This is a genomic window from Caminibacter profundus (assembly GCF_054657155.1).
Window position 1 is genome coordinate 76,733 of record NZ_BAAHXC010000003.1, and the last position, 12,266, is coordinate 88,998.

General features: G+C 26.3%; 12 protein-coding genes. 11 read left to right on the top strand and 1 reads right to left on the bottom strand.

Going from position 1 to position 12,266, the window contains the following annotated elements; genetic code table 11:
- Positions 1–14 precede the first annotated feature (14 nt).
- The 7 genes from ACYQ1U_RS08265 (at position 15) to ACYQ1U_RS08295 (ending at position 7,093) form a co-directional block, all read left to right on the top strand.
- Positions 15–1,925, top strand: a complete 1,911-nt coding sequence (locus tag ACYQ1U_RS08265; RefSeq protein WP_459886668.1) for an EAL domain-containing protein — start codon at positions 15–17, stop codon at positions 1,923–1,925.
- A gap of 9 nt (positions 1,926–1,934) precedes the next feature.
- Positions 1,935–2,534 carry an RdgB/HAM1 family non-canonical purine NTP pyrophosphatase gene (rdgB, locus tag ACYQ1U_RS08270; RefSeq protein WP_459886671.1) on the top strand — a complete coding sequence of 200 codons (600 nt, stop codon included), beginning with the start codon at positions 1,935–1,937 and terminating at the stop codon, positions 2,532–2,534.
- Between the two features lie 437 nt (positions 2,535–2,971).
- The gene (locus tag ACYQ1U_RS08275; protein WP_459886674.1) at positions 2,972–3,367 is read left to right on the top strand and encodes a c-type cytochrome; all 396 of its coding nucleotides are present in this window, start codon (positions 2,972–2,974) and stop codon (positions 3,365–3,367) included.
- Between the two features lie 313 nt (positions 3,368–3,680).
- Positions 3,681–4,913, top strand: a complete 1,233-nt coding sequence (locus tag ACYQ1U_RS08280; RefSeq protein ID WP_459886678.1) for an FAD-dependent oxidoreductase — start codon at positions 3,681–3,683, stop codon at positions 4,911–4,913.
- A gap of 8 nt (positions 4,914–4,921) precedes the next feature.
- A complete protein-coding gene (locus tag ACYQ1U_RS08285) occupies positions 4,922–5,296 on the top strand; it encodes a Spy/CpxP family protein refolding chaperone (protein ID WP_459886681.1) in 375 nt (124 codons plus the stop codon).
- Positions 5,289–5,942 carry a response regulator transcription factor gene (locus ACYQ1U_RS08290; protein WP_459886684.1) on the top strand — a complete coding sequence of 218 codons (654 nt, stop codon included), beginning with the start codon at positions 5,289–5,291 and terminating at the stop codon, positions 5,940–5,942. The genes ACYQ1U_RS08285 and ACYQ1U_RS08290 overlap by 8 nt, the downstream gene beginning before the upstream one ends.
- Positions 5,939–7,093 (top strand): HAMP domain-containing protein, encoded by a 1,155-nt coding sequence (locus ACYQ1U_RS08295; protein WP_459886687.1) that lies wholly within the window; start codon positions 5,939–5,941, stop codon positions 7,091–7,093. Before ACYQ1U_RS08290 ends, ACYQ1U_RS08295 begins: the two co-directional genes overlap by 4 nt.
- 19 nt (positions 7,094–7,112) lie before the next feature.
- Here ACYQ1U_RS08295 and ACYQ1U_RS08300 read toward each other — a convergent pair whose 3' ends face one another.
- Positions 7,113–7,778 (bottom strand): 16S rRNA (uracil(1498)-N(3))-methyltransferase, encoded by a 666-nt coding sequence (locus tag ACYQ1U_RS08300; RefSeq protein WP_459886690.1) that lies wholly within the window; start codon positions 7,776–7,778, stop codon positions 7,113–7,115.
- Between the two features lie 56 nt (positions 7,779–7,834).
- Here ACYQ1U_RS08300 and ACYQ1U_RS08305 point away from each other — a divergent pair, with 56 nt between their 5' ends.
- The 4 genes from ACYQ1U_RS08305 (at position 7,835) to ACYQ1U_RS08320 (ending at position 12,258) form a co-directional block, all read left to right on the top strand.
- On the top strand, positions 7,835–9,553 hold the full coding sequence (locus ACYQ1U_RS08305; RefSeq protein WP_459886692.1) for an ATP-binding protein: 1,719 nt from the start codon (positions 7,835–7,837) through the stop codon (positions 9,551–9,553).
- Positions 9,554–9,721: 168 nt separating this feature from the next.
- Complete coding sequence (locus ACYQ1U_RS08310) at positions 9,722–10,060, top strand: NADH-quinone oxidoreductase subunit A (protein WP_459886695.1); 339 nt, start codon at positions 9,722–9,724, stop codon at positions 10,058–10,060.
- The gene (locus ACYQ1U_RS08315) at positions 10,044–10,517 is read left to right on the top strand and encodes an NADH-quinone oxidoreductase subunit B (RefSeq protein ID WP_459886698.1); all 474 of its coding nucleotides are present in this window, start codon (positions 10,044–10,046) and stop codon (positions 10,515–10,517) included. The genes ACYQ1U_RS08310 and ACYQ1U_RS08315 overlap by 17 nt, the downstream gene beginning before the upstream one ends.
- Positions 10,518–10,608: 91 nt before the next feature.
- Complete coding sequence (locus ACYQ1U_RS08320; protein WP_459886700.1) at positions 10,609–12,258, top strand: NADH-quinone oxidoreductase subunit D-related protein; 1,650 nt, start codon at positions 10,609–10,611, stop codon at positions 12,256–12,258.
- Positions 12,259–12,266: the final 8 nt, after the last annotated feature.

The window sequence follows — 12,266 nt, forward strand, 5'->3', positions numbered from 1 at the left end:
AAAGGTAATTTAATATGCCAGATATTTATAATAGGTTTTTAAAAGTAACTATTGCCTCTTTATTAATTGCCAGTATTGCTCTTATATTTTTATTTATAAACTTTTATAATATTCTTATACAAAATCAAAAGTATACTGCAGAAATAATATATAAAGGCGCATTAGTTTCAAAAATTATGCAAATGAAACAAGAGTCAAATTTTCATAAATTAATTGATAATATAAAAGAAACTACAAATATAAATATAGAACTTTTTTCTTTTATTCACAATACAGATGATTTTTTTAAGTATTTAAAAAAAATCGATAATAAAGAAGATTTTTGGGAATTAAAAGATGATAAGTTTATATTGTATAAACCTATAAAGTTACAACAAAGTTGTATAAAATGCCATACTTCTTCATTTAAAAGCTCAATAGCTGGGAAAAGTGTAAATGAAACTTTGGGTATTATGAAAATAGAACTGCCTATTAAAGAAGTTAAAGAGAGATATTTTAAAAGTGTATTTATTGTTTTATTTGTTTTATTAATAGCATTAATTTTAACATTATATGGGTATTTAAAAAATATAAAATATGTTAGGGAGAATATTAAAACATTAATTAAATTTTTTGAAGAAAATATATCAAAAGGAAAATATAATATATTAGATTCTAAAATGTACTTTAAAGAATTTGAGAGCTTAAAAAATAAAATAAATTTTGCAGTAAATAAAATCCGGTTTTATAGACAAAAAATGTTAGATAGATTTTATAATAATCAATTAACGGATTTGCCAAATAGATTTAAACTTGAAGAAGATATTAAAAAAATTAAAAAACCACTAGTGATTATAAATATAAATGATTTTAAGATAATAAATGATACATTTGGATTTGAAATTGGAAATTTGCTTGTATATGAAATAGCAAAAGAGTTAGTAAAATATAAAAAAAATATTTATCATTTATTTGTAGATGAATTTGCGTTTTTTTTAGAGTCTTCTGATATAGAAGAAAATAAAATTTATATAAAAAATTTTTTAAATATGATAAAAAAAACTTACTCAATTAATAACCATGAAATAACAGTTTCTTTTAGATGTGGTATAAGCTGTATAGAAAATTATATTTTAACAGCTGATATGGCTGTAGATTTTGCAAAGCAAAAACGAAAAGAATTTATTTTTTATGAAGATATAAAAGAAGAGGTAATTAATATTAAACAAAATGCAAATATGCTTACTAAAATAGCAGAAGCTATAAAAAAAGATTTGTTTGTAGTTTTTTATCAACCTATTATTGATAATCAAACAGATGATATTTATAAGTATGAAGCTTTGATAAGAATGAAAGATGAAAAGGGAAATATTTATTCTCCTGATAAATTTTTAGATATTGCAAAAAAAGCTAATATTTATCCTAAAATAACAAAGATAGTTATTGATAAAGTTTTAGAAAAAATAACTCAAAAGCCTTTTAGTGTTTCTATTAATCTTGATGCTCTTGATTTTGAAAACGAGGAAATAAGAAAATATATTTTGGAAAAACTTGATAATCCATATTTTAAAAAATATATAAGTTTTGAATTGTTAGAAACAGAAGATTTAACTAAAAACAAAAAAGTAAAAGATTTTATTCTTTTATTGAAAGAAAAAGGAATAAAAATTTTAATAGATGATTTTGGAAGTGGATTTTCTAATTTTAGTTATATATTTAAGTTTAATATTGATGGAATTAAAATAGATGGAAGTCTAATAAAAAATATTTTAAATGACAAAGTTACACAAGATTTAGTTATTTCTATAGCTGAATTTGCAAAAAAAAGAAATATCATTATAATAGCTGAATATGTTTCCAATAAAGAAATTTATGAATTTGTTAAAAAAATCGGAATTCGCTACTCACAGGGATATTATTTTTCGCCACCAAAAGAAGATATATAAAGGAGCTTTATGAAAAGAATTATAATTGCTAGTGGTAATAAGGGAAAAATAAAAGAAATTAAAGAGTTTTTTAGAGATTATGAAGTTGTTGCATATACTGATTTGATTAGTCCCATTGAAATAGAAGAGAATGGGAGTACTTTTAAAGAAAATGCAATAATTAAAGCAAAAGCGATTTATGAAAAATTGCCAAACAATATTATTTTAGCTGATGACAGTGGAATAAGTGTTGAGGCTCTTAATGGAGAACCTGGTATATATTCTGCTAGATATGCAGGAATTAATGCAAGTGATAAAGACAATTTATATAAATTGATAAATGAATTAAAAAAAAGAAAACTAAAAATCTCTCCTGCTTTTTATACAGCAGCAATTGCTATAGCTACTCCTTTTGGAGTATTTACAACACATGGATTCTTAAGAGGTGATGTAATTGATGAAGCAAGGGGGAAAAAAGGTTTTGGGTATGATCCGATGTTTATTCCAAAAGGTTTTAACAAAACACTTGGCGAACTTGATGAAGAAATAAAGCAAAAAATTTCACATAGAAATAAAGCATTAAGCCTTGCTAAAATTATTATTGAAATTTTAAATACGAAAATTAATTAAAACTTTTTTTACCTTTTATAATACCATAATTATTTATACCATATCTACAATTAATTCTGGCACTGACTAAATAGGGACAAAAATTGCTTTTTTTTTAGAAAAAGGTTAATCTTATGAAAGTTGGATTTAATACCAATTCCAAGATGTCTAGACACTTCAGTATAATAAAATTTAGTTAATCAAATACAACCAATTAAAGCATATACTTCTATTTAAAAACTATGACTATATTAGAATTGGTATTATTAAATCGAACTCACGTTTTTTTAACACTTTTGCTTTATTCAATGCAATTGTTTCACTTTATTTAGTAAGTGCTTCAAATCTTACATTTTTATCTCTTACCACTTTTCCATTGTCAATAAATTGTCAATAAATTTTAATTTTTTTTGACACATATTAGATATTATAATAGTATCTCTAAAAAGGAGGAAAAAATGAAACGATTAATGTTAGCTTCTTTAATGATTTCATCACTTATAGCAAGTAGTTATAAATATACTCCTACTTTGCCAAAAAAATATACTCCTAATAATTCAAGAGTTTTAGCGGCTACTACTTGTTTTCAGTGTCATGGAAGTTTTGGTGTTTCAAAAACAAGATGGGATTCAATTATAGGTGAAGATGCTGAAGATTTTTATGAAAACAGACACCCTATAATGAAAGCACAAAGAGCAGGATTTGCTAAACAAGAAGTAAGAGGTATGTTTAATTATTTGCATAGTCTAAAATATAGTAAATATGAATATAAGAGCAAAAAATATTATTATAATGATTATTATAATGAGCATTACAAAAATAAGGAGTATGAACATGATGAAGACGACGATTAAAAAGACAATATTATTTTTATAGGTTGTGTTAATTCAGAAACAGATAATACTCAAACAGCAAAAACAATTATACCAGATAAATTTGTTCCTAATGACGGCAGATTATTAAGTGCTACAAATTGTTTTCAGTGTCATGGAACTAATGGGTATTCGGTAAATAGTTGGGATAGTATAGCAGGTGAAGATGTGGATGAATTTTATGAAAGCAACAACGCAATAATGCAGGCTCAAACAGATGGGTTTGATTCAACCGAGGTAAATGAGATGTTTAACTATCTAAAAATATTTCCAGAAAAAGATTAAGGAGAGAAAAATGAAAAGAAGAGATTTTTTAAAACTATCAGCTATTGCAACTGCAGCTATTACAGCACCTATAACTTTAAAAGCAGCAACAAATAAACAGGTTGTAATAATAGGAGGAGGATTTAGTGGTGCAACTTGTGCAAAATATTTAAAATTATGGGGTGGAAGTAGTATTGATGTTACATTAATAGATACAAATCCTATATACACTTCTCCAATTTTAAGTAATTTAGTATTAAATAACATAAAAAGCATTGATAATTTAAAATTTACATATGATAAATTAATAAGTTATGGGGTAAAAGTTATTAATAAAAAAGCTGTAAAATTTGATACAACTAATAAAGTTGTAACTTTAGAAGATGAGAGTTTAATAAATTATGATAAGCTTGTTTTAGCTCCAGGAATTGACTTTAAATATACAAATAACTATGATACAACAAAAGTTCCTCATGCTTGGATAGCAGGAGAGCAAACAACAATATTAAAAAATCAAATAGATACCTTAAAAAGTGGAGATACATTCATAATGAGTATTCCAAAATCGCCTTATAGATGTCCTCCAGGACCATATGAAAGAGCTTGTGTAGTTGCAGATTATTTAAAAGATAAAGGGCTTAATGTAAATGTAATATTACTTGATGAAAATCCTGATATTATAGTAGAAAAAGATTCATTTGGAGCAAAATTTAATGAATACGGTATTGATTATAGACCAAATTCTAAAGTAACTTATGTAGATGATACAAATATGAAAGTAACATATACTCAAAATAATAACTCTTATACAATAAGTGGAAATGTAATTAATATAATTCCAAATCAAAAAGCCGGTGAAGCAGCATTTTTAGCGGGTGTTGTGGATGAAGATTTTGCACCTGTTGATACTAAAAATTATGAATCTTTAATAAAAAAAGATGTTCATATTATAGGTGATTCACATAAATCAAGTCAACCAAAAGCAGGACATATAGGAAATGGAGAAGCAAAAATTTGTGCGGATGCAATTTTAAGAGAATTAAATGGATATGCTTTGTATCAAACACCAAAAACAAACTCAGCTTGTTATTCGCCTGTATCAAATACAGAAGCAACATGGCTTACTGCAATATATCAGTACGACCCTACAACAAAAGATATGAAAATTATGCCAGGTTATCCAAAGTCCGGGGCACCAAGTAGTAAAAATTTCTCAGATATGTTTAATTGGGCTGGAAATTTATTTAGTAATACTTTTGCTTAAGGAAAGATATGAAAAAACTAATTTTTTTATTTTTTCTTTTTCCTTTATTTGCTGAAAGTTATTATGAACATTCCCATATTCCTAAAGATCTTAGTTTTTTAAATTTGAATAAGTCTCAGCAATTACAAATAAAAGACCTTATAGAAAAATATAGAAAAAGACTTAAAAAAATTCATAATAAAGAGGAAATATGGGAAGAAAATTTAAAAATAGAGTTTTCAAAAAAAAATTTCAATTATAAAAAACTTTATCAGCAAAATTTAGAAATCAGAAAAAAAATTGCTAAAATAGAAATGGAGTTTTTTTATGAAGTTCATAAAATTTTAAATGCAAAACAGCGTAAAAAATTTGCTAAGTATATAGAGGAGTGGGAAGTTGAGTAAAGTTTTGTTAATTGAAGATGATATTGAAATGCAAAAAGAGATAAAAGAGTATTTAGAAAATTTTAATTTTGAGGTTGATTTTACAGATAATGGATTAGAAGCGGTAAAAAAAATTAAAAGTTACGATATTGTAATACTTGATTTGATGTTGCCAAAAATAGATGGTTTTGATGTTTTAAAAAAAATAAAAAAGATAACAGATATTCCTGTTATTATTTCAAGTGCAAGAGGAGATATAGGTAATAAAATTATGGGATTTGAGATAGGGGCTGATGATTATCTTGCAAAGCCTTATGAACCAAGAGAACTTGTTTTGAGATTAAATTCACTTTTAAAAAGATATAAAAAAGGCAACATATTAGAAATAGGAGATTTTTACATAAATGAAAACGATATGGTTGTTAAATTGGATGATTATGAAATAAATTTTACAAAAGTAGAATTTGAAATTTTTTTATATCTTGTTAAGAATGCAGGCAAAGTAATATCAAGAGAACAAATTTTAAATGCCACTTCTCTTCATCCAGATACAAGAAATAGGACCATAGATATGCATATAAGCAATATTAGAGCAAAAATTGGAGATGATTCTAAAAATCCGAAATATATCAAATCTGTATGGGGAATAGGGTATAAATTTGTATGATTAAAAAAATAAATATACTATTTTTAAGTGCTTTTATTTTTATTTTTTTGTTATTTTTTTGGATAGATTTTAAAATATCACAAAAAAACCAAAAACTTATATTTAATCAATATCTTTCGATTGCAAAGGAATTTTTACCTCTTATTGCTGATGAAAAAATAAGTATTTTGAAAAAAAAAGCAAAAGAATATAATATTCAGATTCTAAAAGAAATAAGTGCAAAACCTGTTTTTACAAAAAAAATAACTTTTGGAAAAATAGAAATACTAAAATCTAATTCATACTACTATTTAAAAATAAGATATTTAAATGATAAATTTATTCTATTTCTAAAAAACCAAAACATTCACGAAAAAACTGTACTTTATATGTTTTTATTAGGAGTTATATTTATTTTAATTTTAATTTATCTGTTAATATTAAAACTGCTAAAACCGTTAAAAGAACTTTCAAATAATTTTCAAGAAATTTCAAAAGGAAATTATCAAATTAATATGAAATTAAAAGGAGAAAAAGAGTTAAGGCAATTAGCCGAAAGTTTTAATCTTATGGCAAAAGAGGTAAATTTATCAATAAAAGAGAGAGAAGACTTTATTAAATATATAGGTCATGAGCTTAAAACTCCAATTGCAAAGTTAAAGTTTGCCATTGAAAAAAAAGATATCGAAAAAATAAAGATCTTAACATCAAATATAGAAGAGCTAATAAATGAACTTATTTTTATACATTTAATTACAAAAGAAAATATGAAAATTACTACTTTTAAAGTATCCACATTAATAACTGAAGCTATTTCAAAACTATTTATTGAAGAGGAACAAGTAGAAATAGAATTAATTGATTTCGATATAAGGGGAGATTTAAATTATCTTTCAATTGCTTTAAAAAATCTTATTGATAACGCAATTAAATTTACTAGAAAATATCCTATTAAAATAATTGCAAAAGAAAATTATATTGAAGTGTGTAGTTTTGGAGAAAAAATAGAACAGTCTTTAGATGAATTGACAAAACTATTTGTAAAGAAATCAAAAGGATTTGGAATAGGACTTAATATTGTAAAAAGGATTGTGGATTTGCATAAATTTGAGTTTAGATATTCTTATAAAGATTCTAAAAACTGTTTTAAAATAATTATTAAAAAACTTTAAATTTTTTAATATTGACAATTTAGCATAAGAATATAGAACTAATTGCACATGCAGCCGTTTTGCTTCTTAAAATAAAACTTTTTAATCTTATAATTTCTTTAAATTTTTCTTTTTCCCTTTCACTAAAACCACCCTCAGGTCCTATAAAAATTGGATTTTTGAATTGAAAATTTTGATTACACTCTAATAACTTTCCATTAAAATCTAAAGCAATAAAATCTGGATATTTTTTGAAAAACTCATCTGATGAATTTAATATTTCAATTTCCATTAAATCGCTTCTTCCACACTGTTGGCAGGAATTTATTAAGATTTTTTGTAATCTATCAAGTTTTAATTTAAAATTTTTTTGAGAGAAATCACAGTATACGAAGCTTATTTTGCTAACTCCCATCTCATTTAAGCTAGGCAGGGTTTTTTCTATATTTTTAGGTTCAATTATACACCAGGCAATATGAAAAAAAGTATGAGGTTTGTTTGGATTTAATACTTTTTCTTCTAAATTTAAAATAGCTTCTTTTTTATTTATATCTTGAATTGTATAAATATATAAATAATCATCTTTTAGATTTCTTATTTTTATTTTTTCGTTTTTTTTGATTCTTTTAATTTTAAATAAATATTTATGCTCTTCACCTGTTAAAGTTATTTGAGATGAAGGATTTGGGTAATATAGAAATTGCATTTTTTACCTTTGTCAAAATTTGATAAAATTATAATATATTTAAAAAAGGAGAGTTTTTGGTAAAAAATATAAAAGATTTTCTAAAAGATCCAAAAAAAAGTAAAATTTATAAAATTTTGAATGTAAAAGATGAAGAGCTTAAGTTACTTCATAAATTACTTGAATGTTATCTTGAAGGTAAAGAAGATATAAAAACAAGAATCTTACTTGAAGATATATATAAAGTAGATTATAAAGAAGCTTTTGAAAAAATTGGTCTTATAAAGAGTTTAATTGATGAGGGGTGGATAGTTTTAAGCGGGATTGGAGTAAGCAATGATATTACAAGTTTAGAACTTTTTAATTCAAATATTTCTTTATCGCTTTCATTTTTAAAACTTTTAGAAAAAGGAGAACTTGATTTAGTTATACCACAAAATACTTCATATCAAGACCATCTTGAATATTTACATGACCAATTTTTAAGAATTGAAATTTATGAGCAACTTGCTAGTCTTAAAAATAGTTATTCAACTCAGTCAGCTTCTATAAAAAGACTACAGAGTAAGCTAGTTCTTATTGAAAATACTATTAAAGAAAGAGTAAAGAAGACTGAAATTGATTTACCGGTACTAAATTTTATGATAGAAAATGAATTTAATGAAAAAGAAGAAATAATTTTTTTAGCTTTATTAAAAGAAGAGTATACAAGTTCAAATGAAAACATAAGAGAATTGAATTTTCTGTTAAATCTTATAAGTATTGATGAAATAGAGAGAATTAAAAATCGTTCACTTCTTGATGAAAACTCAAAGCTTGTGAGCGAAGGTATACTTGATTATGATGAAATTTTTGGAGGTTTTGGAGGTTATACAAGAATATATTTTATAAATGAAGATATTTTAAACGAACTTATTCATCCAAGAAAAAAACATAAAATTCAACATATTGTAAAGGATACTATTTTTGATTTAATTGAACCAAAAACAACTCTTGAAGAGGTAGTACTTCCTGAAAAAACAAAAGAGATGTTAAAAACGCTTCTTAAACAAATAGATAAGAGAGTTTTAAATCTTTTAAAGAAGTGGGGAATAAAATCAAGTGAAGAAATTGAGGCAAAAATTATTTTTTATGGGGCACCTGGTACTGGAAAGACACTTACTGCACACTCAATTGCAAAAGAGCTAGGAAGACCAATTTTATCTCTTGATGCTAGTAAAATTTTATCAATGTATGTAGGTGAGAGTGAAAAGAATGTAAGAAGATTATTTGATGAGTATTATGAAATTAGTGAAAAATTAAAATCAAAACCTGTATTATTATTAAATGAAGCAGATCAGTTTCTATCCACTAGAACTACTGCAAGTTTTAGTAGTGCAGATAAGATGCATAATCAAATGCAAAATATTTTCTTAGAACAACTAGAAAAGTTTAGTGGAGTTTTAATAGCTACTACAAATTTGCTTGAAACTATCGATAATGCTTTTTCTAGAAGATTTGATTATAAAATTGAGTTTACTAAACCAAGTTTTAAAGAAAGAGTAAAACTTTGGGAAATGAAACTACCAAAAAATGCTGATTTTGAAGAAGGTTTTGATATTAAGTTCCTTTCAAAATATGAGTTAACAGGTGCTCAAATAGAACTTGTAATAAAAAATACTGCATTGAAGGTTGCAACTAGAAAAAAACCTGTCTTTAAATTAAGTGATTTTGTTGATGTAATAGAAAAAGAGATAAAAAATGCATTTGATAGTGAAAAAGAAGTTGGTTTTAAAATATATAATGATAATTTATAATTATTAAATATAAATGAATAATCATTTATTACCTTCTGTAACTTCTTTTTTTTTGCTTCAAATATTACATTTGTCTCTTGCATTATTTTTTCTTATAATTTATTCAAAGGACAATTAAATTCTTTCGAGTATGATACTATTAGAAGAATAAATAAAAAAGGAGAGAAAATGGAGACTATTTTAATTTATAGCTCCGGAATATTAGCTGGTGTATTACTGTTATATTTCCTTGGAATTGTAGTTGCCCCCTATAATCCTGGTGAAATTAAAAATGACCATTTTGAATGTGGTCTTCCGCCAAGTAGTGAAGTACCTATGAAAGCAAACTTTGGGTATTTTATTTTTGCAATTGCTTTTATTGTGTTTGATATGGCTGGACTGTTTTTTAGTTTATTTGTGTTTGCAGACAATACTGAAGCTTTAACATGGGCTATAGTATTTGGAATGTTGTTATTTGTAGCAATAACAGTAAGTATGAAGGAGTATAGAAATGTTAAAAGTGCTTGATTTTTTTAATTATGCGAGAAGTAAGTCTCCTTGGATTGTTCATTTTTGTAGTGGATGTTGTTCTCTTGAGATGCTTGCAGCTATGGGACCAAGATATGACTGGGAGAGATATGGGTATATGATGACCCCAACTCCTAGACAAGCTGATATTATTTTTATTACAGGACTTGTAAGTAAAAAAATTTTACCGGCTCTTCTTAGGACATATGAACAGATGCCAGAACCGAGATATGTTGTAGCAATTGGTGCATGTGCTTATGATGGAGGTCCATATAATGACTCACCATCAGTTATTAAAAATATGACTGAAATACTGCCGGCTGATGTGTTTGTTGCAGGATGTCCTCCAAAGCCTGAAGCTATTATTGCAGGACTTGAGGAACTTAAAGAAAAAATCAAAAGAGGTGAGCCAAGTGCTTCAAGTCAGGGAGGACTTTGGAAACAAATGAAGTTTTAGGAAAATTTGTTATTTGTCATTGGTTATTGGATAGATTATGTTGTAAGTTTATGCCAATAACTTACAAATATACAAGCAAAAAAGGATAAGAATGGATAGAATAAAAGAAGTGTTAAATAAATTTGATATGGAGTATGTAGAAGACTATAAAAATTCTTGGGTTAAAGCAAAACTGAAAAATAAAGAAGACTTAATTCCTGTTATAAAAGCATTAAAAGAAGAAGGGATTAAGTCTTGTGCTACTGTGTCTCCTACTGATTTTATTGATGAGGGAAGAATTGAGGTTAATTACTTTTTAGAAGGATTAATTAATAAAAAAAATGTTTGGTTAAAAGTTGACTTGCCAAGGGAACTTGAAAAATGTGAAATAGACTCAATAACTCCTATTATGCCAAGTGCTAATTACCATGAACTTGAAGCATATTCTACATTTGGAGTTAAGTTTAAAGGCCACCCAAATCTTAGATTTTTCTTAATTAGTAGAGATTATTATGGAAAATTTCCATTTAGAAAAGATTTTGACTGGAAAGCTCATGAAGAGAAATTAATTGATAATATAAACGCTATTACAGAAGAGTATTTTGAAGAGTATGACGAATATGAAAAAGCCAATGGTCATGAAGGAAGTAGAACTATACTTAACTGGGGACCAACTCATCCTGCAAGTGGACCTATTAGATTAAAGGTTTATACAAATGGTGAGAATATAGAAAAAGTAGAACCTGACATTGGGTATGTTTGGAGGGCATTGGAGAGTTTGTCTGAGAGAAAGGATTTTATAGGAGCTATTGTAGCAGTTGAGAGAATCTGTTTTATGGATAATCCAAATCCTATGATTTGTTATTCTCAAGCAGTTGAAGAAATTGCTGGAAAAGAAATTACTCCTTTTGCAAAATATATGAGAGTAGTTTTAGGTGAAACAGGAAGAATAGCTTCTCATCTTATTTCAATGGGTGGTTTTTTTGGAACAATGGGTCTTCAAACATTTCTTATGTGGTGTTTGGACGTTAGAGAGTATTTTTTAGATGTGTTAGAGGATTATAGTGGTGCTAGAATAGCAACTGCATGTATAGAACCAGGAGGCGTTAGATTCCCACTAAATGATTATAAAACTTGGTTTGCAGGAGTTGACAAAGCAATTGAAAAGTGGGAAAAAGTAAAGCCTGATATAGAAGAAGTGTTTTTAAAAAATCCATTAATGACTGTTAGGGCTAAGGGTACAGGAGTTTTTAGTGCTGAAGATGTTGAAAAATATTTCTTATCAGGACCTGTTGCAAGGGCTAGTGGAGTTAAAATTGATGTAAGAATTGACGAACCATATGCTGGTTATGCAGATTTAGAAATGGATTATGTAACTTGTGAAAACGGTGATGCAAGAGATAGGCTTTATATAATTTTTAAAGAAATTAATCAAGCGATTGATTTAATAAAACAAGCAAAAAGAAAAATAGAAGCAGGAATAGAAGCTGGCGAAATGGATCCAAAAAAAGACCATTTAGTAAAAATGCCAAAAAAATTACCTGCAGGAGAAGCAGTTAGTAGAATTGAGTGGGCAAGAGGAGAAATTTTAATACATTTAGTAACAATGGATAAAGCAACAACTCCTTATAGACTAAAAATAAAAGCACCAAGTGTGAATCATACTATGATGTTAGAACATTTATTACCAGGACACACTCTTTCAGATATTCCTCTATTGTATGGTAGCATGCATATCTGTCAGGGTGATTTAGATAGATAGGAGGATAA